The 23,504-nt window shown below is 55.4% G+C and carries 16 protein-coding genes; 11 read left to right on the forward strand and 5 right to left on the reverse strand.

The features are described 5' to 3' along the window. Position 1: 1 nt before the first annotated feature. The 3 genes from VXJ35_RS06970 to ylqF all read right to left on the reverse strand — a co-directional run bounded on the left by VXJ35_RS06970 (position 2) and on the right by ylqF (position 3,932). Complete coding sequence (locus VXJ35_RS06970; RefSeq protein ID WP_064021018.1) at positions 2–1,993, reverse strand: methyl-accepting chemotaxis protein; 1,992 nt, start codon at positions 1,991–1,993, stop codon at positions 2–4. Positions 1,994–2,224: 231 nt separating this feature from the next. Then, on the reverse strand, positions 2,225–2,875 hold the full coding sequence (locus VXJ35_RS06975; RefSeq protein ID WP_064023408.1) for a DUF2076 domain-containing protein: 651 nt from the start codon (positions 2,873–2,875) through the stop codon (positions 2,225–2,227). A 148-nt stretch (positions 2,876–3,023) separates the two neighbouring features. Beyond that, a complete protein-coding gene (gene ylqF, locus VXJ35_RS06980; RefSeq protein WP_064021019.1) occupies positions 3,024–3,932 on the reverse strand; it encodes a ribosome biogenesis GTPase YlqF in 909 nt (302 codons plus the stop codon). 190 nt (positions 3,933–4,122) lie between these two features. Here ylqF and gap point away from each other — a divergent pair, with 190 nt between their 5' ends. From gap to VXJ35_RS07005, 5 genes are all read left to right on the forward strand, one after another. Further along, positions 4,123–5,136 carry a type I glyceraldehyde-3-phosphate dehydrogenase gene (gene gap, locus VXJ35_RS06985; protein ID WP_054763294.1) on the forward strand — a complete coding sequence of 338 codons (1,014 nt, stop codon included), beginning with the start codon at positions 4,123–4,125 and terminating at the stop codon, positions 5,134–5,136. A 9-nt stretch (positions 5,137–5,145) separates the two neighbouring features. Then, complete coding sequence (gene pyk / locus VXJ35_RS06990) at positions 5,146–6,579, forward strand: pyruvate kinase (RefSeq protein ID WP_064021020.1); 1,434 nt, start codon at positions 5,146–5,148, stop codon at positions 6,577–6,579. Between the two features lie 371 nt (positions 6,580–6,950). After that, positions 6,951–7,862 carry a phosphate/phosphite/phosphonate ABC transporter substrate-binding protein gene (locus VXJ35_RS06995; RefSeq protein ID WP_064021021.1) on the forward strand — a complete coding sequence of 304 codons (912 nt, stop codon included), beginning with the start codon at positions 6,951–6,953 and terminating at the stop codon, positions 7,860–7,862. Then, positions 7,862–10,255 (forward strand): EAL domain-containing protein, encoded by a 2,394-nt coding sequence (locus tag VXJ35_RS07000; protein ID WP_082880831.1) that lies wholly within the window; start codon positions 7,862–7,864, stop codon positions 10,253–10,255. The genes VXJ35_RS06995 and VXJ35_RS07000 overlap by 1 nt, the downstream gene beginning before the upstream one ends. A 1,076-nt stretch (positions 10,256–11,331) precedes the next feature. Next, a complete protein-coding gene (locus VXJ35_RS07005) occupies positions 11,332–15,972 on the forward strand; it encodes an AAA domain-containing protein (RefSeq protein ID WP_064021023.1) in 4,641 nt (1,546 codons plus the stop codon). A gap of 389 nt (positions 15,973–16,361) precedes the next feature. On the opposite strand, the gene uvrD is transcribed toward VXJ35_RS07005, so the two are convergent. After that, the gene (gene uvrD / locus VXJ35_RS07010; RefSeq protein WP_064021024.1) at positions 16,362–18,524 is read right to left on the reverse strand and encodes a DNA helicase II; all 2,163 of its coding nucleotides are present in this window, start codon (positions 18,522–18,524) and stop codon (positions 16,362–16,364) included. Positions 18,525–18,627: 103 nt separating this feature from the next. On the opposite strand from uvrD, the gene VXJ35_RS07015 reads away from it, so the two are divergent. Further along, complete coding sequence (locus VXJ35_RS07015; protein WP_064021025.1) at positions 18,628–18,885, forward strand: DUF2892 domain-containing protein; 258 nt, start codon at positions 18,628–18,630, stop codon at positions 18,883–18,885. 52 nt (positions 18,886–18,937) lie between these two features. On the opposite strand, the gene VXJ35_RS07020 is transcribed toward VXJ35_RS07015, so the two are convergent. Further along, a complete protein-coding gene (locus VXJ35_RS07020) occupies positions 18,938–19,378 on the reverse strand; it encodes an FxsA family protein (RefSeq protein WP_064021026.1) in 441 nt (146 codons plus the stop codon). Positions 19,379–19,447: 69 nt separating this feature from the next. On the opposite strand from VXJ35_RS07020, the gene cutA reads away from it, so the two are divergent. From cutA to accB, 5 genes are all read left to right on the forward strand, one after another. Next, entirely contained in the window at positions 19,448–19,765 is a 318-nt protein-coding gene (cutA, locus tag VXJ35_RS07025; protein WP_064021027.1) for a divalent-cation tolerance protein CutA, read from the forward strand. Then, a complete protein-coding gene (locus tag VXJ35_RS07030; RefSeq protein WP_064023410.1) occupies positions 19,747–21,972 on the forward strand; it encodes a protein-disulfide reductase DsbD in 2,226 nt (741 codons plus the stop codon). Before cutA ends, VXJ35_RS07030 begins: the two co-directional genes overlap by 19 nt. Beyond that, positions 21,969–22,496, forward strand: a complete 528-nt coding sequence (locus VXJ35_RS07035; protein WP_064021028.1) for a TlpA disulfide reductase family protein — start codon at positions 21,969–21,971, stop codon at positions 22,494–22,496. Before VXJ35_RS07030 ends, VXJ35_RS07035 begins: the two co-directional genes overlap by 4 nt. Positions 22,497–22,599: 103 nt before the next feature. Further along, complete coding sequence (gene aroQ / locus VXJ35_RS07040; RefSeq protein WP_064021029.1) at positions 22,600–23,061, forward strand: type II 3-dehydroquinate dehydratase; 462 nt, start codon at positions 22,600–22,602, stop codon at positions 23,059–23,061. Continuing rightward, on the forward strand, positions 23,051–23,494 hold the full coding sequence (gene accB, locus VXJ35_RS07045) for an acetyl-CoA carboxylase biotin carboxyl carrier protein (RefSeq protein WP_064021030.1): 444 nt from the start codon (positions 23,051–23,053) through the stop codon (positions 23,492–23,494). Before aroQ ends, accB begins: the two co-directional genes overlap by 11 nt. The last annotated feature ends 10 nt before the right edge of the window (positions 23,495–23,504 follow it).

The raw sequence follows: 23,504 nt of genomic DNA on the forward strand, positions 1-23,504 counted from the left end.
CTCATACCTTGAATTGCGATACGGCCTGTTCCAGTTCCTTGGCCAGATCGGTCAGCTCTATTCCGGCCTTCAACGACGCCCGCGCGGTATTGACGCCGGTCTCGGCAATTTCGGTGATTTTGACCACCGTACGGCCGACGTCGTCGGTCACCGCATTTTGTTGTTCGGCGGAGGTGGCGATTTGGGTATTCATCGTGTTGATCGTTGCGACGGACTGGGTGATCGCGCCCAGCACCTGCCCCGAAGCCTGCGCTTTCTCCACGCTCTGTTCGGCCAGCGTCCGGCTGGCATTCATCGCGACGACGGCTTGTTTGGAGCCGGATTGCAGTTTTTCGATCATGTTCTGGATTTCGCTGGTCGAAGACTGGGTACGGCTGGCCAGCGTGCGCACTTCGTCGGCCACCACGGCAAAGCCGCGGCCGTGCTCGCCGGCGCGGGCCGCTTCGATCGCCGCATTCAACGCCAGCAGGTTGGTTTGTTCCGAAACGCTGCGGATCACGTCCAAAATGCTGCTGATGTCGTTGACGTGGCCTTCCAGATTGCTGACCGTGCCGGCGGCATCGCCGATTTCGCGCGCCAGCGAATTGATCGAGCCGACTGCCTGTTGCACCACGGTTTGGCCGGCGCGGGCCTGGCGGTCGGTTTCGGCGGCGGTTGCGGCCGCTTGCGAGGCGTTGCGCGCTACCGCCTGTACCGCCGCCGCCATTTGCGTCATCGCCGACGCGACCTGTTCGATGTATTCCTTTTGCGACTGGGCGCCGGCCGAGTTGTTTTCCACCGCCCGCAACAGCACTTCGGCGTTGCGTTGCAAGGTTTGCGAGTAGCCGCTGACCTTGCCGACAATTTTGTGGATGCTTTCCGCGGCATGGTCGAAGTCCTGGGCCATGACGCCGATTTCGTCGCTGGGCGCGAAGCGGGTGCGGGCGGTCAGATTGCCGGTACCGAAGGCCTTGGCGAATTTGCTCAGCGCGTTGATCGAATTGACGATGCTGGGCGGCACGGTAATCGCCATGCCGACGCCGATGGCGATGCCCAGGATCAGGCAAACCACGATAATGGTATTGGCTTGGCCGACCAACGCTACGGTTTTGCCGGCAATTTCCTGGGCTTTGCTCCAGCCGTCCTGTTCCGCGGCGGCGGCCGATTGGCGGGCGCTGGCGGCGATTTGGTCCATTTTGGCGACGATTTGCTTCAGGCGGCTGTCGTTATCGATCCATTGCACCGCGGCGTTTTGGTATTTTGCCGTTTCCGCCCGGGCCTTCTCGATCCGTTCTTGTTCGGTCGGTTCTTGCGTCATTGCGGCCAGCTTGTCGTATAGGGCCATCAACGTCGGCAGTTCCTGCTGCATTTGTGGGTAGTACTGGCGGTTTTTGTAGAGCCGCTCTTCCTTCTCGTGTTGGATGATGGTTTGCGCCAGGGATTTGATCCGGTTGACCAAAATGTACTTCTGCACTTTGCCGTTCAATTCATTCTGGCCGGCGCCGTTGTCCAATAATTTGGCGTATTCGGTTTCTTGTTTTTCGGCAAAGGCGTCGGCTTCGGCCAGTACCGCTTTGCCGCTGTTGGCCATGGTGTCGACCGCCTGCCGGTTGTTTTTCAAGGCGGCGACGCCGCTGTCGTACAACTCGCGGAACTCCTTGACGTTGTTGCGTACCGATGCCGATTGTTGCAACAGGGCGCTGTCGGCGAAGCTGTTGCCGATGCGGTCGACCTGGTTCAGATTCTCGTCCATCGCGTTCAACACCTGCTTGGCGCGGCTGTAGGTTTCCTCGCGTTCGTAGAGTAGGTAGTTGAGCTGTTCTATCGTGGCGTCGTAGGCGCCGGCGTGCACGTCCACGGCCAGTTTGACCGCCGGTACCTTCCATTCGGCGATTTCGTCGATGCTGGAGCCCAACCTGCCGATGTAGATCCAGGCCAGCAAGCCGAATACGACCAAAATCAGGACCAGCGCCGAGAAGCTGGCGATCAATTTATTGCGAATGGTAAGTTGCATTTCAGGTTTCCTAAGATCGAACGCGCGGGCGTGCGGCGAGCCGAAACATTACGGCGGAGTCGGGCGATGGTCGGAGTTTAGACCAAAGTATTTAGTTTTGGCGTGTCTGCTGCGTTTGGCGGAGAAATGGATGCCGAAGCGGCCGGCGATGTCGGGCCGAATTTGCGGAATAGCGGAAAGGCTGGGCGGGAGGCCGATACGTCCATGTATCGGCCGGGTGTTGGCGGCGGCTTAAATCCAGCCGGAGTCGTCGCCGGTATCGTCAGCGTCGAGTTGGCCTAAATCGTCCAAGCCATAGTCGTTATGCTCGTCCGCCGTTGCCGCGGCGACGGCATCGTCGCCGTAATAGTTGTTGACTACGGTAGCTTCCGCCGGAGTTTCGTGGGTGGCTTGGGTCCACAGCGATTGTTCGTTGCCGCCGTGGTGGCCGCCCAGTAAGCTTTCGATGCCGTGGTACAGAAACGAGCCGGCCACGACGCCGGCTGCGGTGGTGGCAATGTTGCCCAGAAAGCTGGAGCCGGCGCCGAACGCGCTGGCTTGCGGCGGCATCGGTGCGTTGCGCGGAATTTGGTAATTGCCGGCGCCGGGTACGCCGCCGGCCGTTGGCGCTTGCGCCCACGGATCGTTGCTCAAAAATCCGCCGCGCGGGGCTGCGGCGGCGCTGGTTTGTAGCTGCTGTTGCAGGTCGGCGATCTGGCTTTTGGCGCTGTTTAACGCTTGTTCCAGCAGCATGGCCCGTTGCACCAACAGATAAGCGGCATCGGGTTGTTTGGCGACGCTGTCGGCAATCAACTGTGCCGCTTCTGCGTCTTTGGCGCCGACTCTGGCCTCAGCCAATTGCTTCAGGAACAGGTTGAGTTGGTCGCGTTCTTGAGGATTCATTCGAATGGCTCCGTTTTTGAGAATATTGGCCGCTTGGCGGTTGCGCAGCAGACCGTCGGCTCGGTTTAAAGGTTCCGCAACGATGTGAGGCAAGCTAGGCTGGTTTTCAACGGCAAAGGCTAGCGGCGCGGCGCGGAGCTGACGTCAGTTACGAACGCTGCCGGCGCGCTTCGCGCTCGGCGGCTTTTTCGGCGCGGATTTCGGCCAGCTCGGCCATTTCTGCGGCTATCATGTCCGGGGTTTCCAGGGTGATGCGGCCGATGGTGCCGGCGCGCAATTCGGTCAACAGCAGTTTGGCGGCTTTGTCCAGCTCGACGATGCCGCCGGCGCGCAGGCAACCGCGCTTGGCGCCTATCGCTTCCAGCAAGGCTTGCGCTTCCGCCGGCAAGGTTTCCAGTCGATAGCGTTGGCGCAGTGGCTCCGGATAAGCACGGCGCAGGTAATCCAGCGCATACAACGCAATGTCGGCGTGTTCGAATGCGGTGTCCTTGACGGCGCCGGTGGCGGCCAGCCGGTAGCCGCTGTGCCGGTTCTCGACGTTGGGCCACAGCACGCCCGGCGTATCGGACAGCACGATGTTTTTGCCCAGGTTGATGCGTTGCTGCTGTTTGGTCACGGCCGGCTCGTTGCCGGTTTTGGCAATGACTCTGCCGGCCAGCACGTTGATGATGGTCGATTTGCCGACGTTCGGAATGCCCATAATCATGGTTCGAATTACTTTGCCGGCGGCGGTTCTGTCCGGCAGCATTTTGCCGCACAAATCTATGATCTGTTTGATCTTGTCGGGCTGTTGCGTGGTTACCGCCAGGGTTTTCACCGCTTGCTCGCGCTCCAGATATTCCTGCCACTGTTTGGTTAGCTCGGGATCGGCCAGGTCGGTTTTGTTCAGTACCCGAATGCAGGGCTTGCCGCCGCGCAGCCTGGCCAGCATCGGGTTTTGGCTGCTGTAAGGGATACGGGCGTCGAGGATCTCGATCAACAGATCGATATCGGGCAATGCGTATTTGATCTCTTTGCTGGCCTTGTGCATATGGCCCGGGTACCACTGGATTTGCATGAGCGCTGGTCTGCTGTCGAAAACGGAATGCAATTGTAACGTACTCGCTACGCTGCGGCAGCGGCGCGGGGCGCTAATCCGGTCGCGGCGGTAGACGTTGTTTGTCCGGGTTTGCTACAATCTGCCGAATTTTTGGTGCTTTCGGCACATCTCAACCCCAGTCCTTCACAATCCTCCCGGAGAAAATTCTATGGCAATTAAAGTTGCAATTAACGGTTATGGCCGTATCGGTCGCAATGTTCTGCGCGCACTGTACGAAGCCGGTCGCACCAACGAAATCCAAGTGGTTGCGATCAACGATTTGGGCGATTCCAAAACCAATGCGCATTTGACCAAATACGATACCGTGCACGGTAAGTTCCCGTTCGATGTGACTGTGGATGGCGATTACATTGTGGTCAACGGCGACCGCATCCGGGTTTTCGCCGAGCGCGATCCTGCCAAATTGCCGTGGGGTGAGCTGGGTATCGACGTCGTGCACGAGTGCACCGGTTTCTTTACCAGCAAAGCCAAGGCTTCCGCGCACATCTCGGCCGGCGCCAAGAAAGTCATCATTTCCGCCCCGGGCGGTAACGATGTCGACGCCACCGTGGTTTACGGCGTTAACCACCAAACCCTGAAAGCGTCCGACACCGTCATTTCCAACGCGTCTTGCACCACTAACTGTCTGGCGCCGCTGGTCAAGCCGTTGATGGACACCATCGGCGTCGATCACGGTTTGATGACCACGATCCACTCGTACACCAACGACCAAGTGTTGACCGACGTTTATCACAGCGACTTGCACCGCGCCCGTTCCGCGACCCAATCCATGATCCCTACCAAAACCGGTGCCGCTGCCGCGGTAGGTTTGGTATTGCCGGAAATGAAAGGCAAACTGGACGGTTTTGCAATGCGCGTGCCGACCATCAACGTGTCTGTCGTGGATTTGTGCTTCCAAGCCTCGCGCAACACTACCAAAGAAGAAATCGACAGCATTCTGCGCGAAGCGGCCAACGGCTCGCTGAAAGGCATTCTGGCGATCAACGACGAGCCGTTGGTGTCTTCCGATTTCAACCACAACCCGCACTCTTCGATTTACGAAGCGGGCTTGACCAAAGTTACCGGCGGTAACTTCGTTAAAGTCTTGTCGTGGTACGACAACGAGTGGGGCTTCTCCAACCGTATGTTGGACACCACCGTTGCGCTGCATAACGCCAAATAAAGGGATTACATGCTGTTAAGAAGAACCAAAATCCTGGCGACGCTGGGACCCTCCACGGACAAGCCGGGCGTACTCGAGGAATTGTTCGACGCGGGTATTGACGTCGTCCGTTTGAATTTCTCGCACGGTTCGGCGCAGGACCATATCGACCGCGCCAACCGCGTGCGGGAACTGAGCAAGAAAACCGGCCGCAGGGTCGGTATTCTGGCCGACCTGCAAGGTCCTAAAATCCGGATCGAGCGTTTCAAGGAAAACAAAGTCTGGCTGGATGAAGGCCAGGATTTTGCCTTGGACATCAATCTCGGCAAGTACGACGGCGACCACACCCAGGTCGGCATCAGCTATGAGCCGTTGGCGCGCGAAGTCAAGCCCGGTACCCGTTTGTTGCTGGATGATGGTCGTGTCGTGTTGGACGTGGTCAACGTCGAAAACAATACCCGCGTCAATACCAAAGTGGTGGTCGGCGGCGACTTGTCCAACAATAAAGGTATCAACCTGCTGGGCGGCGGTTTGTCGGCAGCGGCGTTGACCGCGAAGGACAAGGAAGACATCAAAACCATCGCAGTGATTCAGGCCGATTACGTGGCGATTTCGTTCCCGCGTACTGCCGACGACATGCACGAAGCCCGTGCCTTGTTGGAAGCGGCCGGATCGTATGCCGGTTTGGTAGCGAAAATCGAGCGGGCCGAAGCGATGGACGTGATCGACGAGATCATCATGGCCTCCGACGCCATCATGGTGGCGCGCGGCGACTTGGGCGTGGAAATCGGCGACGCCAACTTGCCGGCCGCGCAAAAGCACTTGATCAAGCGTTCGCGCGAATTGAACCGGGCCGTGATTACTGCCACGCAAATGATGGAGTCGATGATCGAAAATCCGATCCCGACCCGTGCCGAGGTGTTCGACGTGGCCAACGCGATCGTCGACGGTACCGATGCCATCATGCTGTCGGCGGAAACCGCATCCGGCAAACATCCGGTGAAAACGGTGCAGGCCATGGTGCGCATCTGCTGGGAAACCGAAAAGCAGCCGAGCGTGACCCATTCTCACCACCGCATGACCGACAGCTTCTCGGCTATCGACGAAGCCATCGCGATGTCGGCGATGTACATGGCCAACCACACTAAGATCAGCGGTGTAGCGTCGTTGACCGAGTCCGGCTCGACCCCGTTGTGGATGTCCAGGATTAACTCCAACATCCCCATCTACGCGTTCAGCAGCCACGAAAAAACGCTGGGCCGGGTGACTTTGTACCGCGGCGTATTCCCGATTCCGTTCAGCCGCGAATCGATGGAAAAAGCCGAAGTCAACAAAGCCATCATCGACAAACTGCGTACCCGCGGTGTAGTCAATAAAGGCGATACCTACATCATCACCAAAGGCGACGCGACCGGCCACCAAGGCGGCACCAACTCGCTGAAAGTGGTCACCGTAGAAGACTAAGCGGTTTTGTCCAAACTAAGACGCGGCGCTCCGGCTTCGGCCGGGCGCCGCGTTTTTTGTTTGTGGGATGTGTAATTAGTAGGTTTGGATTTGGGTTTGCATGGATTGCGTGGCCGGCTGCAGCCGGCCAATAGCTGCCGTTGCGGTGCTACTTTAGTTAAGTCAGCTTTGTGGCATACAGCAGACCATGAGAGATTACGTAACTAACAGACAGACGGTAGAGCCAAGATATTTTTCGATAGATAAAAGAATTATTCCATCGAATAGCTAAGATTAGCCGTATCTTTAGTAGTCCAAAGTATAGGTAACCACAACAAAACCAGTCATTGACCAGCACCGTTAGTGCTTCTTGGGACATGAAATCGAAGCGCATGAGCCTATTCAAAGTCTTTAAATGCCTCTTGTCTGGCCTGCTTTTAATGGCATGTGATCAGCAACTTCCCGAAGATACTGCCCTGCAATATAGCCTAACGCCGCCAAAGTCTGCTCTTCCCATTTATCGTTTTGCCGTTCACCCGCTGCACAATCCGCAAAAACTCAGCGAGGCTTATCAGCCACTGATCGATTATCTAAATCAGCAATTGACCGACGGCCAATTGGAACTGGAAGCATCGCGCGATTATCAGGCGTACGAGCAGAAATTTCGTGCACGTGGCCCCGAGTTTTTACTACCCAATCCCTGGCAGACCCTGCAGGCAGAAAAAGTCGGCTACCACGTTATTGCGATGGCGGGCGACGCCGAGGATTTCAAAGGCATCTTTATCGTTCGACAGGACGGTGATATCAAGAAACCAACCGATCTGAAGGGTAAAGTGGTGAGCTACCCTTCATCCACAGCGCTGGCTGCCGCCATCATGCCGCAATATTTTCTACACCTGCAGGGTATCGATATCAACCATGACATTCAGAATATCTACGTCGGTTCGCAGGAGTCGGCCATCATGAATGTCTATCTGGGTAAATCAGCAGCGTGCGCCACTTGGCCGCCACCGTGGCGACTGTTTCAACAGAGTCATCCGAACGAAGCCGCTCAGTTAAAGATGATCTGGCAAACGCCTTCTCTGATCAATAACTCGGTCATGGTGCGTGACGATGTTCCGGAGGTCATCCGGGACAAAATAACAGCCTTACTGCTTGGATTGCGCCAGACAGATGAGGGCAAAGCCATACTTTCGAGTATGGAAATCGCCAACTTTTATGCGGCGGACGATGCCAGTTATGCCGTGGTGCAGAAGTACATCGAACGATTCGAAAAAGAAGTACGCCCCGTGGAAATACGCTAATGCTGAAAAAATTATGGCACCTTTTCTTCGGCAATCTGCGCAAACAGTTGATTTTCGGCATGACCTTGATTGTCGCTCTAATGATGGCAACGTTCATATGGGATATGACGCGCCGTCAGGAGATTGCTGAAATCGAGCAAAATGCTCTACAAGCAACGGCGCTTTCCCATAGTTTGGCCACATCGTCTGCGGTATGGGTTCTTTCGCGAGACTACAGCGGTTTGCAGGAAATCGTGCAGAGTACTTCAGCTTATCCCGCGGTGCTTTACGCCATCGTGCTTGACCTTGGTGGCCAAATATTGGCGCACAATGATAAAAGTAAAATTGGGATGTACTTGAGTGACTTGCCATCAAGTTCCGCTGCCCCAGAATTGCGACAAACAGTGGGCACGATAGACGTTTTAAGTCCCATCATTCTCGGTAAAAAACAGGTAGGCTGGGTGCGGATTGGGCTGGATCGCAAGCCATTCAAAGCCAGATTGATCGAGATAAAACGCAACGGCTTGCTGTACATCCTGGTATCGATCGGCATCAGCGCGGTTTTGGTTACGCTTGCCAGTCGTTTTTTGACGCGGCGGCTCTATGCTATCCAGAAAGTTGCCGATGCCGTGCAATCTGGCAGGCCTGACGTGCGTGTCGAGCTGTCGGGTAATGATGAAGCGGCCAAGCTTGCCAGACAGTTCAATCAGATGCTGGACAGTTTAAATCAACGGGAACAGCAACTCCGCTCCTTTTACGAATTAAATCTGGTGGGCTTGACCATTGTCTCGCCGGAAAAAGGCTGGATCCGCATCAATGATTGCCTATGCCGCATGCTGGAATATTCGGAGTCGGAATTGCGCGACATGACGTGGGCGCAATTGACGCATCCCGATGATTTTGCTGCCGATGAAGCCCAGTTCAATCGCATGCTGGCTAACGAAATTGATGGCTACAGCTTGGAAAAACGCTTTATCAGTCGTAGCGGGAAAAGCGTCCCCGTGCAATTAGTGGTGGGTTGTGTACGTAAACCTGATCGCAGTGTGGATTATGTTACGGCGATGGTGCAGGACATTACTGAGCGTAAACACTTCGAAAGTGAGATTCGTAATCTGGCATTTTACGATCCGCTGACAAACCTGCCGAATCGCCGCATGCTCAGCGATCGCCTCAAACAAGCCATCTCGTCGTGTGCACGTAACGGCAAAGTGGCTGCGTTGTTGTTTCTGGATCTCGATAATTTCAAGGCACTGAACGATACCCTGGGTCATGCTACGGGTGACCTGTTGCTGCAACAGGTTGCCCAGCGTCTTAGTGCGGCTGTACGCGAATGCGACACGGTTGCCCGCTTGGGTGGAGACGAGTTCGTGGTGATGCTGGAAAACTTGAGCGCTTATCCTATGGAGGCGATCAAACATGCGCAGTTGATCGCGAATAAGATCATAACGGCTCTTAATCAGTCGTATCAGTTGGATCAACATACATACAACAACACCCCTAGCATTGGGCTAGTCCTGTTCGACGGCAGTGAGCAATTGAGTCATGACGATCTGTTGAAACAAGCCGACATTGCCATGTACCAGGCTAAAAAAGCGGGGCGCAACAGTATTCGCTGCTTCGATCCGCGAATGCAGGAAAGCATCAATAATCGGGTTGCCTTAGAAGCTGACCTGCAACACGCTATTGACACCGGTCAATTCATTCTTCATTACCAAAGTCAGCTTGATCATTGCGGCAATATCATAGGTGCGGAAGCCTTGATTCGCTGGCAATGCGAGCAGCGGCATTTACTACTTCCCTCTGAATTCATCGAACTGGCTGAAGAAACCGGACTGATTCTGCCCATCGGTCAATGGGTTATCGATACCGCATGCAGAGTGATTATGAACTGGCAACAGTGTGAAAAGAAGCAACACCTGGTTTTGTCGGTCAACGTCAGCGCCAAACAATTTCAGCAAACCGAATTTGTCAGCGCGGTAAAGGCCGCTGTACAGAAACATGGTATTGATCCCGAACGGCTGAAACTGGAACTGACCGAAAGCATGTTACTGAGCGATATTGACGAGACCATCGCCAAGATGAAGGCATTGAGGGAAATTGGCGTCCGGTTCTCTTTGGACGACTTCGGTACTGGTTTCTCTTCCTTGCAATATCTGAAACGTCTGCCACTGGATCAACTTAAGATCGATAAATCATTTGTCCGCGACATTGCAGAAGATGCCAACGACCGGACCATTATTCGTACCATCATCGCCATGGCTCATACACTGAAGCTGGATGTGATTGCCGAAGGCGTCGAGACCGAAATGCAAAGACAGTTGTTAATCGATTATGGCTGTAATCATTTCCAGGGATACCTATTCAGCAAACCGCAGCCCATCGAACAGTTCGATGCTCAATTGCAGAAAAATTAACAGCCATTGAAGAAAGTACTTGGGATAGGCAATAGTTGAAATATGACCGTCGTTCGTTGTAGAAGGAATGGCTGCTAAAAGGAGCGCTGCAGACGATAGCCCTTAATAGGCGGAGACTGCTAAGGGTCGGTTGAACTCAGTGACGAACGGCAGCTTTCAGGTATCGGAATTCAATGACGGCTTTCGGGCTATGAATCTGAAGACCGGATAGTCGCTAGACGACCCCCAGCGGACCTTCAGTTTTTGGTCGAAGCAACGTCAGCATTCTGATTGGAGTTGCCGCTCAGGGCGGTGGCTAAATGCGAACTGCTCGGCCATTGCTGACGCGCCTTGATGAGATGAGCAATGGCTGATTTACACAAAATTCCAGACAAGCTCCGCCACAACAGTAAGAGAATCTTGGCGTTTGTTCGTGCCGGGCCGGGAGTTTTCGCCGACACTGCATTACGTTTGTTTGTAGTATATTAATTTCCGCAAGTTAATCCACGAATGCAAGGCTAATGTGAGGGTTTTGCAGTATCTACCGCATGCAACAGAGCAATTTCATGGCGTATCGTCCCTACTTCAAGCACGGAATCGAACAGATTCAAGCCTTGGTCGCCTCTTCACACGGTGACCTGAAGGCGCTGAAGGTAATTCAGTATGAGTTGGGCTTTCGAGACAGGCCGATAGCTCGGGTCCTAAAAGCTGAGGTTGATGACCTTGTCCACCGGCTATCGAATGGAACAGCTGTGCCTTCGGCTCGTCCTATTCCGCAGGCTCATCAGCCACCAAGAGTTACGCTACCCGAGCCGCCAGCCGCACCGCCTCCGCAGGCCGTACCTGACCGAGTAGTAGTTGAGTGCGCTAATTGCAAAACGCCAAATTTCGTCTCAACTCTTGAAGGTGTTGTGCAGCACCTTTCGTGCTCCGCCTGTAAGTCCGCGTACGAAGCCCAATTCAAATACGGTGTGATGCGCACTACATTCCAGGCCAAATCTACGACTGAGTCTGGCAGTGCCGGCATGAAATGGATTCTCATTGGCCTAGTTGTGCTGGTAATTATTGTGCTAATGGTCAAATAAGAAAGCTATCTGATGGACATTCAAAACGAACGCCTCGCCGCACTAATCGAGTTTGCGAAACAAACTGCGCTGCTGAAAAAGACGCCGCTGCATAATTTCTCGCAGCACAAGGATTTCACTCGCACGGAAGAGCGTATCAAGGGCTTGCCTGGTGTGACATTCAACTGCCAGGAAACGGAGTTTGATGAGGTTTGGCTTCGCTTGGACCGGCTGCACGAGACTCGTCCCCCCGTCCCAGATAGCAAGCTTCTCAACCTCTGGATTGACCTTCCTAGGGCACCGAATAAAGAGCCCAGCCTTAAGACTCACGCGGTAAGCCAATCCCTTATCGACATCGGAGCCTTGGTTGCTAGTCCAGCAGAGACTGTCGCAGAACGCGAAGTGACCAATGATAAGGTTGAGTCCATCGTTATTTCCTTGGATGACTTCCCGGACAGAGAGTTGCTAAAGGAGCAACTCAAGTCTTACGTTGAGGTTGTATGGCGCCCGTGGGCTGAACGCGAAAAAGAGGTTCGGAAAAGCATAGCGCTGTACTCCGAGCTGTTCATGCTCTCCCAGAAAATGCAGGGCAACCTCGTCGACTCCCAGCTCGAGTTGGTTTGGGGCGTCGGTGTGGCGCTCTGGACCTTGCCCTCGGGTGCTCTCGCTTATCCACTGCTGACCCAGCTCGTCGAGATTTCGCTCAACGAAACGACGATGGCGCTGGAAATCCGGCCTCGCTCGTCAGAGCCGCGGTTAGAAGTCGACATCTATGCGTCGATGGATAATCCAGGGGTGGCCAAGCTAGTCGAGACAAGTAAGAAGTTCTTTGAGTCGACGGGCGGTGTGCTTAATCCCTTCGAACCCAGCACCTTCGAGCCGCTTCTGCAGTCTGCTGCCACTTTCCTAGACGCATCCGGAACCTACTGGCCACCTCAAACCACCGCAGACGACCGAAGCCTTCCCAAGTCCACTGAGAGCCTGGTGGTCACGGATACCTGGGTGCTGCTGGCACGTCCGCGTACTAGCAACCTGCTGGTTCAAGACTTGGAACGCTTTGAGGCCAAGCTTGCCGCTGAAAACCTCGGCCCCTTGCCAGATGCCGTCTTGGCCCTTGTAACGGAGCCTTCGTCTGAGAACGAAGAAGTGACCCTCCCGCCATTTCGTGGGCTATCAGTGGTTAGTGGCAGTGGCACTGGGTCCGGGACTAGCCACGTTTCGGAACTTTACTTCCCAATGGCCTACAACGATGAGCAAGTCCAGATTATTCAGATGCTGGAAGCGCATGATGGCGTGGTAGTTCAGGGGCCACCAGGAACAGGTAAGACGCACACCATCGCGAACGTAATCTGCCACTACCTTGCTTTGGGAAAGCGAGTGCTGGTTACCTCGATGAAGGACCCGGCACTCACTGTCTTGCAGGAGAAGCTACCTGAGTCCATTCGGCCGCTAGCTATTAGTCTGCTGACCAGTGAAGCTGAGGGCATGAAGCAATTCGAATTCGCCTTCAACAAGATTGCTGCGGAGGTCACCCGAATCGACCGCTCAGTCTATCGTCGTGAAATCGAGCAAATCGACGGGCAAATTGACGCGCTACATGGACGCATTGCCAAGACGGATAAGGAAATTGCAAACTGGGCGAGTTTGAACCTGAACAAAGTACAGATTGACGATGAGTCCCTGACGCCTGTCGAGGTTGCTGAAGATGTTGCAGTCAACCGCAATGAGGTTTCGTGGTTCCCGGATGTCCTGACCATCGATTCCAGCCACAAGGCGCAGTTTGGGAATGCTGATATTTCTGCGTTGCGTGAAGCACGACTCGCCGTCGGACCCGACTTGGCGTACTTCGGCAAACGGGTTCCCCAGATTAGCGACTTTCCTGAAACGGGAAAGCTGTTGCAGGTTCATCAAGACCTGTCTCGGCTAAGTGAGTTGAAGGCTCAAGAGTCTGACGGCGTGGTTCCAAGCCTTGTCAGTACTACCCCGGAGACTGTTCAGGCTGCGATGACGGCCACCTCTAAGGTGTCGAACCTCAGGCTGTTGCTCCAGGAAATCGATAATGCACAGCAGGCCTGGACTGCTGGGTTGCAGCAATACCTGCGTCGCAGTTCAAAGAACGAAATCCTGGATTTGTTCCTGACTCTTAAGGATGAAATCCTTGCCGCGCTGGATACTCGGAAGCAGTTTTTGGCTAAACCGGTGACATTGTCTGACGGCTTCGAAGCCAACAACGAGTTGGTCGAGGCAGTCACCAATTTGTCGCAAGGTAAAAAGCCATTCGGGTTGGCTGGAATGTTCGGGAAAAGCGAGCAGAAGCGGGGCTTGGACGCGGTCGTAGTAGTGAGTGCCAAGCCTGCCTCCTCGGCGGAGTGGGAGCACGTACTTCAGTTCATCAAGTTCCAGCAGTTGAGCAAGGCACTACTTGTTCGTTGGAACACATTGGCGGATGAACTCTCACTTCCACGATTCGAACCGAAGCCAGAGCGCCTGGTTGCCGCCGGCATGGCAATAGACCTCTACAACAAGGTTGCAGCCAGCATTTCCGAAGAGTTGATGGTCGTTACGGCCGTGCAGCCGTTGCTGCCAACCTGGCCGAAAGCCGTTCAAACACCATACACCAAGGAGTTGCTTGCTGAGATTGAGGGTATTTTCCAACATCACCTGACACGTCATCGCCTTGCCGAGACCTGGGTGGTCAAGGAGTCCTTCCTGAAAGCGCTTTTTGGTTGCGAGGGTGCGATTACTGAGCAGCTGAGAGCGTTTCTGAACAAGCGCTTGGGAAGTCCGGAATGCACTGACAGTGATATTCAGGCTGAGTGGTCGAAGTTGATGGAAGAACTCCGTCGGGTCCACTTTTTGGCCGGAAGCCTTAAGACGATTTCTGACGTTACCCAGTTGATTGAGTCCTCGGGCGCCAAGCAATGGGCACTGAAGCTTCGCAGTGAGGCCCACCCGGGGGCTCATGATGCTTTGCTGCCGGACAATTGGAGTGAGGTATGGCGCCTGTGCAGGTTGGTCAGCTTTGTCGACAAGATTGATAGCCGTCACGAATTGAAGCGACTGTCGAAGCTGCGGATGGACCTAGAGCATGACCTAGCCAAGCTCTACCAGGATGCAGTCAACAAGCGGACTTGGCTCAAGCTCGCTGAAAACACTACGCATGACGTTAGGGCTGCGCTGGAGGCCTACCGTTCGGCCATCAAAAAGATTGGGAAAGGCACCGGCATCCGCGCCGGCCGTTACCGCCAAGACGCGCGATTTGCTGCTGAGCGGGCTAATGGTGCGATTCCTTGCTGGATTATGCCGCACTACCGCATCTGCGAGTCGTTGCCTGCCAGTTTCGGGTGCTTCGACCTAGTTATTATCGATGAGGCCTCTCAGTCGGACCTGACTGCATTGCCGGCCATTCTGCGTGCCAAAAAGGTACTGATTGTTGGTGACGACAAGCAGGTCTCGCCGGAGGGCGTTGGTCTTGAGGAAGAGAAAATCAGGAATCTGATGGTGCGCTTCCTTGCCAACCAAGTGGACATCTACCGGCCCCAGATGACCCCAGAACGGTCCATCTACGACTTGTTCAAGGTGGTGTTCGCCAAGAGCGCTGTGATGCTGCGGGAGCATTTCCGCTGCGTGGCGCCCATCATCGAGTATTCCAAGCGCGAGTTCTATAACCACGAACTCAAGCCATTACGGATGCCAAAGGCTTCAGAGCGCTTGGACCCGCCGCTTGTGGATGTTTACGTCACCGACGGATACCGCAACAAAGACATTAACCTGCCCGAAGCTCGCTTCATTGTTGATGAAATTCGGGCCATCGTTGAGAACCGCGCATTTGATGGGCGGACTATTGGTGTCGTATCCCTATTGGGTAACGAGCAGGCGCTCAAAGTCATGCAGATGCTTAATGATGAGCTTGGCGAGCAGGTCGTCACGCAATACAAAATCACCTGCGGGGATGCCCGTACCTTCCAAGGTAAGGAGCGGGACATCATGTTCTTGTCCATGGTTGCTTCACCTGGTCATGCGCACGCACAGACGCAAGATATGGTTGCACAACGCTTTAACGTCGCAGCTTCCAGAGCTCGAGACCGCATGTACCTTGTTCGCAGTATTCAAGCCGAGGAGTTGCGTCAGGCGGACCAATTGCGCTCAAAGCTCATTCAGCATTTCCAGGCGCCGTTCTTTCAGGACGAGGAACAGCTGGAGAATCTTCGTGAGCTCTGCGAGTCGCCCTTTGAACGGGAAGTCTTCGACATCCTGGTTGCTCGTGGTTACCGTGTGACTCCACAAGTTCCTGTCGGCTCGTACCGTATCGACATGGTTGTAGAAGGGGACGCTGACAGCCGCCTAGCAATCGAGTGCGATGGTGACCGGTATCACGGCCCTGACCAGTGGGACAGCGATATGCGCCGGCAGCGCATCCTGGAAAGAGCTGGTTGGAGATTTTGGCGCTGCTTTGCCTCAACCTTTGTGCTTCACAAGGATGACGTCGTTCGAGACCTCCTAGACACGCTTGCCGCACATGGTATTCAGCCTAGCAGTGTGGACGCTCCTGTCACCAGTATTCACGTTGAGTCGAGGAAGGTAGTGGCTTTCCCCCCGGAGCCGGGGGGGACAACTGATGACGTCGCTGACCAGGGGGTAAGTGAGGAGTCATTGGCCCCTTTGCTTGCATAGCAGGACCCGGAAATTCGGACGGGTGGATAAGTGATAGCCTTGCTCAACCGCAGGTCGCACGTACCGAGCGTGTCCGAAATTCCGAGCAAAGTAGCCGTTTATCACTGTGCTGTCGACAGTCATCTTCGGACGACGAGAGCGAATTGGCTATGCGGCAGTTTTCAGAGTCATTCAGACCTTCGAATGACAGCTTTGAAGAGTTGGTGACAGGCAGGTCTTGGCCGCTTGGTTGAGGTCGCCGAAGACTGCTTTGCAGTCCGCCCGTTCGTAGGAGATGATTTTCCTGACTGGCCGCTTTGGAGAAGCGCGATCGTCAAGTTTGGGTCGGTGGCCGCCGAATTACGCCAACTACCAGGTAGTTTGACCAGTATTCAAGCCGGCACAACCCGCTAAACCCTATCCAATTTGGCGTAGGCCAACATCAGCCACTTCAAACCGGCGTTGCGGAAGTTGATTTGCACTCGCTCCTGATCGCCTTCGCCTTCGGTTTGCAATACGACGCCTTCGCCGAATTTTTCGTGGCGGACGGTTTGGCCGAGTTTGAAGGTGCTGCCGCCCAAAGTTGCGGATACCGACGGCGCAGCGGCGGTAGGGCGGGTGACGTTGGCGCGCAAGCGGATTTCCTGTATCGATTCCTGCGGCAGTTCGCGCAGAAAACGCGAGGCCCGCGGGTAACTGTCCTTGCCGTACAGACGGCGCGATTCGGCGTGGGTCAAATACAATTGTTGCATGGCGCGGGTGATGCCGACGTAGCATAGCCGGCGTTCCTCCTGTAGCCGGCCGGGATCGTCCAGCGCCTGCTGGGACGGGAACAGGCCTTCTTCCAGGCCGACCAGAAACACCAGCTTGAATTCCAAACCCTTGGCGGAGTGCAGCGTCATCAGTTGCACGCAATCCTCATCGGCTTCGCCTTGCATTTCGCCGGCTTCCAACGCGGCGTGGGCCAGAAACATGTCCAGCTCCGACAGGTTTTCCGCATTCTCGCGGTCGTAGTCGAACAAGCGGGCAGCATTGACCAGCTCTTCCAGGTTTTCCACCCGGGCTTCGCCCTTGTCCTGTTTTTCCTTTTTATACAGTTCGATCAGGCCGCTGGCTTCGACGACGTGCTTGACGGTCTCGTGCAAATTGAAACCTTGGGTGGCCGTTCCTAGTTCCAGAACCAGATTCATGAAGCCGCGTAGCGCGTTGGCGGCGCGGGCCGGCAACTGGCTTTGCTCCAGCATGGCCTGCGCCGCCTGCCACAGCGAAAGTTGCTGTTGGCGGGCCAGAATGCGCATGTCGTCCAGGGTTTTGGCGCCGATGCCGCGGGTCGGTGTGTTGACCACGCGCTCGAACGAGGCGTCGTCGTGCGGGTTGCTGGACAGGCGCAGATAGGCGAGGGCGTTTTTGATCTCCATCCGTTCGAAAAAACGCAAACCGCCGTAAACCCGGTATGGCGTCGCGGTGGTCATCAGCCGTTCTTCGAACTGGCGGGATTGGGCGTTGGAGCGGTACAAAATCGCGGTCTCGCTGCGCAAACCGCCGTCGCGCACCCATTGCCGGATTTTTTCGACGACGAAATAGGCTTCGTCCTGTTCGTTGAAGGCCGAATACAAGGCGATGGCGTGGCCGTCGCCGGCGTCGGTCCACAGCTCTTTGCCCATCCGGTTGTCGTTGTTGGCGATCAGGGTGTTGGCCGCCTTCAGGATGTGGCCGCTGGAACGGTAATTCTGTTCCAGGCGAATCACGCCGTGTTGCGGATAGTGTTTTTGGAAGGCGTAGATATTCTCGATTTTGGCGCCGCGCCAGCCGTAAATCGATTGGTCGTCGTCGCCGACGACGAACAGGTTGTTGTTGCCTTCGGTCAATAGCCGCAACCAAGCGTATTGGATAGTGTTGGTGTCCTGGAATTCGTCGACGTGAACCTGCTGGAAGCGCTCGCGGTAAAAACTCAGCAGGTCGGCGTTGTCGCGCAGCAATTCGTGGGCGCGCAGCAGCAGTTCGGCAAAATCGACCAGGCCGGAGCGGTCGCACAGTTCTTCATATGCCAGATAGATCTGGCGCATCTGTCGCAGGTAAAAATCGCCGCTGTCCTGCATGTGGCGGGCGCGGATGCCTTCGTCCTTTTGCGCATTGATGAACCATTGCGCTTGTTTCGGCGGCCATTTGCTGTCATCCAGGTTCAGACTCTTGACCAGGCGTTTGACGATGCGCAATTGGTCGTCGCTGTCCATCACCTGAAACGTTTCCGGCAGTTTGGCTTGCTTGGCGTGTTGCCTAAGCAAACGGTGGGCCAGGCCGTGAAAGGTGCCGATCCACATCGAGCGGGCGGAGGTGTTCAACAAGTCCTCGATCCGGCCGCGCATCTCGTTGGCAGCCTTGTTGGTAAAGGTTACGGCCAGGATGTGGTAAGGCGAGACGTGGTTGACTTTGATATGCCAGGCGATGCGGTGCACCAGCACCCGGGTTTTGCCGCTACCGGCGCCGGCCAGTACCAGCATGGCTTGGGAAGGGGCCGAAACGGCCAGGCGTTGCTGGTCGTTTAACGGGGCAATCAGAGAAGAGGCATCCATTTTTTATAGCTTGCAGAATTCGGGGAGCTGTGTATATTTGCTTGCCTTTTAAGGGAAAGCCTTGCGTCAGGACTAAATAAATACAACACAGAGAGGATTGGAAATGAGCTTCGATTATAAACGTTTGGTCAAGTTTGAGCACAATATCGGCGATAAAGACAAAAAAGTGCGCATGGTTTCGGGAGTGGTTTTGCTGAGCGTGTCGTTGTTTACCGCCAGCGTTCTAATGCTGCTGGTCGGTTTGGCGTTGGTCGCGACCAGTTATTCCGGCTGGTGCCCGGCCTATTCGGGTTTCGGCAAAAACACGCTGAGCGGCGGTTTTGCTGCTAGCGATGCCAATGCCGGCGGCGACAGCCACTAAATATTCGGTTAGCGTCTGAATCCGCGATAGCGCGGATTCAGTTGTTGCAATATTACCGGTGTTTCTCGTACTCGCCCTCGATGACCGACCGATCGCGTTGGGATTGCCGGAATATCGAACCGGTCTGGCTGCCGGACAAATGCCGTTCGATCAGATAATCGGCTATTTTTCGGCGAAGCGCCGGAATCAAGCAGGCGAAACCGAACAAATCGGTGAAAAATCCCGGCGTCAGCAGTAAGGCGCCGCCTACCAACAATATCGGACCTTCAACCATTTCGTAAGCCGGAATTTCCCCTTGCCGCAAACCGTTCTGTAACCGGTTCCAGGTTGCAAAGCCCTGGCGGCGCAATAGCCAGGCACCCAGTGTCGCAGTGAATACCACCAAAAACACGGTCGGAAACGCGCCGATGACGCTGCCGACCTGCAACAGCAGGTAAATCTCCACAAACGGTACGATCAGAAAGGTCAGAAACAGGGCTTGCATGGTTTTCATGATGGGCTTGCCGGGAAAAAGCGGCTAATACTAAGAGCATCCCAGTAGAAATTCCAGGATAATATCGCGATGTACCAATTGATACTCTGTACCTGTCCCGATGCGGATTGCGCCGAAAGTTTGGCCAACGCACTGATTGCCGAAAAGCTGGCGGCTTGCGTCAATATCCTGCCCGGCGTCCGTTCCGTATACGAGTGGCAGGGTCAAATAGAAACCGCTCAGGAACATTTGCTGTTGATCAAGAGTCGGCAGGACCGTTATCCGGCCATCGAAGCGGCCGTGAAGCAACTCCACCCCTACGACGTTCCGGAAATTATCGCGCTCGGCATCGAACGCGGTTCCCAGGATTATTTGCAATGGATAAATTCATGTTTTACTGGCGCCTGATTTTTTTCTGCGTTTTCGTTTCGTTTGCGCCGCTGGCGGCGGCTGTGGACGAACAGGATTTTTTGCCGGCGGAGCAGGCGTTTAAGCTGTCCGCCAACGCACTATCGGCAACCAGCGTCGAACTGAACTGGGACATCGCCGACGGTTACCACCTTTATCGGGACAAGACCAAGTTTCAAGCGCAGACCGAATCTATCGGCCTGGGCCAGGCCCAGTTGCCCGACGGCGCCAGCGAGCACGATCCGAGTCTGGGCGACGTTGTGGTTTACCGCAAGTCGTTGCGGGTCGTGCTGCCGCTGGTGAACGACAAGGCTTTGCCGCAGCTCAAGCTGCTGGTGAAATACCAGGGCTGTGCCGACGCCGGCGTTTGTTATCCGCCGCAAAAGGTGGTGCTGGATATCGATTTACCGGCGCCGGCGGCCGCGCCGGCACCCAGCGGCGACGCCTTGCAGCAATTCGTCAAAGGTCTGAAGGGCTTGACGCCCGGCCTGTTCTCCGCGGATTTATTGCCGCCCGAGCAGGCGTTTCAATTTTTTGCCAGCGTCAAAGATGCCCATACTGTCCAGGCCACTTGGCAGATCGCCGACGGTTATTATCTTTACAAGGATAAATTGTCGTTGGCTTTGCAGCCGCCGGCTGCGGCTCAGTTGGGTAAATTGCCGCTGCCTGCAGGCGAGGCCTACCACGATGCCGAATTCGGTCAGGTACAAATCTACCGGAACCAGGTGAACGTCGAGGTGCCTCTGGTGCGCGGCCAGTCCGCGGCCGAAACCGTCACGCTGTTGGCGAAATTTCAGGGTTGCGCAGACCGCGGCGTCTGTTATCCGCCGATGCAGCAGACGGTCGGCTTGGAATTGCCGGAGGCAGGGGCGTTACCCGCTAAGCCTGCGGCGGCCAATCCGTCGGAATCGGAGCAGGACCGGATTGTGGACGCATTGCGCCACGACAGCCTGGCTTTGACCTTGCTGAGCTTTTTCGGCTTCGGCTTGCTGCTGGCCTTTACCCCGTGCGTGTTTCCGATGATTCCGATTTTGTCGGGTATCATCGTCGGCCACGGCCATCAGGTCGGCGTCCGCAAAGGCTTTTTGTTGTCGCTGAGTTACGTGCTGGCTTCGGCATTGATGTATACCGCATTCGGCGTTCTGGCGGCGTTGTTCGGCAGCAATTTGCAGGCGACGTTTCAGGAGCCTTGGGTCATCGCGGCCTTCTCCGGTTTGTTCGTGCTGCTGGCCTTGTCGATGTTCGGTTTTTACGATTTGGAAATGCCCAAGTCGATTCAGGCGGTGGTACACCGCTCCAGCGATCGCCACCGCGACGGTTCCTACTGGGGGGCTGCGATCATGGGGGCTTTGTCGTCGCTGATCGTCGGTCCATGCGTGGCGGCGCCATTGGCGGCGGCATTGATTTACATCGGCCAGACCGGCGATGCGGTGCTGGGCGGGGCGGCCCTGTTTGCGATGGGTTTAGGCATGGGGGCGCCGTTGTTGTTGCTCGGTGCGTCGGCCGGCAAATTGTTACCTAAATCCGGCAACTGGTTGAATTCGACCAAGGCGGTGTTCGGCGTCGTGATGCTGGCGGTGGCGGTGTGGATGTTGTCGCGCATCCTGCCGGGCCACGTTGTCATGCTGCTGTGGGCGCTGTTGCTGGTGGTTCCGGCCGTTTACCTGGGCGCGCTCGAGCCGTTGCCGGCAGCCGCAGGCGGTTGGCGCAAGCTGTGGAAGGGTTTGGGCTTGGTCATGCTGGTGTTCGGCGTGTTGCAATTGATCGGCCTTAGTGCCGGCAATTCCAATCCGTTGCAGCCGCTGCAAGGCCTGGCCGGCGGTGGCGGCGCGAAACCCGAGCAAGAGGGTCTTCGTTTCGAACGGGTGGCGAACCTGCAGGAACTGGAGCAACGGATTCGGCAGGCTGCAGCTAGCGGCCGCAGTGTGATGTTGGATTTTTATGCGGATTGGTGCATTTCCTGTAAGGAGATGGAGGCTTATACCTTTACCGATCCGGGCGTCAAACAAAGGCTGGCCAACACCGTGTTACTGCAGGCCGATGTGACTGGAAATAACGAAGCCGACCAAGCCTTGCTGAAACGCTTCGATTTGATCGGGCCGCCGGGCATTATTTTCTTTGGTCCGGATGGCGTCGAGCGTAGGGGCATGCGCGTGATCGGCTATCAGGATGCCGCTACTTTTTTGAACACTTTGCAGCAACTATGAATCGGAAAATATTGGTTTTTTGTTTGGTCGCGTTAATTGCCGCCGCCGCGGGTATCGCGTTTTACGGGTACCGGGAGCAGGCGCCGGCCACAATCGAGTCGGGGCCGGAGTTGAATTTCACCCTACCGGATTTACAGAATGTGCCGCAGCCGATTGCGCAATGGCGCGGCAAGATTTTGCTGGTCAACTTTTGGGCTACCTGGTGTCCGCCCTGTTTGAAAGAGATCCCCGAATTCGTCAAGTTGCAGGCCGAATATCAAGACCGCGGCGTGCAATTTGTCGGTATTGCTCTGGAAGACAAACAGCCGGTTCAGGATTACCAGAGTCGGATGAAGGTCAATTACCCGCTGCTGATCGGCGGCGAGGATGCGGCGATACTGGCGCAACGATTGGGTAACGTGATCAATACCGTCCCGTTTACCGTGATTGTCGATCAGCAAGGCAAAATCGTGCATCGCCAATTGGGCGAATTGTCCAGGGAAAAAATCCTGGAAGTCGTTGAGCCGCTGCTTAAGGCCAACTGACGCGAAATGCAGGCAAAACGTCGCGAAATCGGTTTATCTGGACAAAAACCTTCGAATTAGGCAGAATTTCGCTTTATTTGATACTTTCTCGTTCGATATTTTCATGGCGACCCTTACCGTTCTGAACGGACCCAATTTGAATATGTTAGGCGTTCGGGAGCCGGGGTTATACGGCAGCAAGACTTTGCAGGACATCCAGCACAGCGTCGAACGTTTGGCGCAGTCTTTGGGCCACACCCTTGATTTTTGGCAGAGCAATGCCGAACACGAAATCGTCGAACGGATTCATCAAGCTTACCGGCAAGGCGTCGACTTCATCATCATCAATCCTGCCGCGTTTACCCATACCAGCGTGGCGATTCGCGATGCCCTGCTGGCTACCAAGATTGCATTCATAGAAGTTCATTTATCGAACGTGCATGCCCGCGAGCCTTTCAGAAGACATTCTTATTTTTCGGATATCGCTGTCGGCGTTATCTGCGGATTAGGGGCTAACGGTTACGAATTGGCTGTGCAAGCCGCTCATCAGTTATTACAAGAGAGAACTCAGAACGATGGATATTAGAAAAATAAAAAAATTAATCGATCTTATCGAAGAATCCGATATTGCTGAGATAGAAATTAGCGAGGGTGAGGAGTCGGTTCGTATCAGCCGCTATTCGGCTGCTGCGCCGATGCAATATGCGGCTCCTGCACCGGTAGCTGCCGCAGCGGCTCCGACCGCAGCGGGTCCAGCCGCGGCGCCGGCCGAAGAGAGAATCAGCGGCCATGCGGTGAAGTCGCCGATGGTCGGCACGTTCTACCGTTCCGCTTCGCCGGGATCGGCGGCGTTCGTCGAAGTCGGCCAAAGCGTCAGCGTCGGCCAAACCCTGTGCATCATCGAAGCGATGAAAATTCTGAACCAGATCGAAGCCGACAAAAGCGGCAAAATCAAGCAGATTCTGGTTGAGAACGGCCATCCGGTCGAATACGGCCAGCCTTTGTTCATTATCGAATAACCTATCCCGG

The sequence above is a fragment of the Methylomonas sp. DH-1 genome, from assembly GCF_046097555.1.
Taxonomy (GTDB): domain Bacteria; phylum Pseudomonadota; class Gammaproteobacteria; order Methylococcales; family Methylomonadaceae; genus Methylomonas; species Methylomonas koyamae.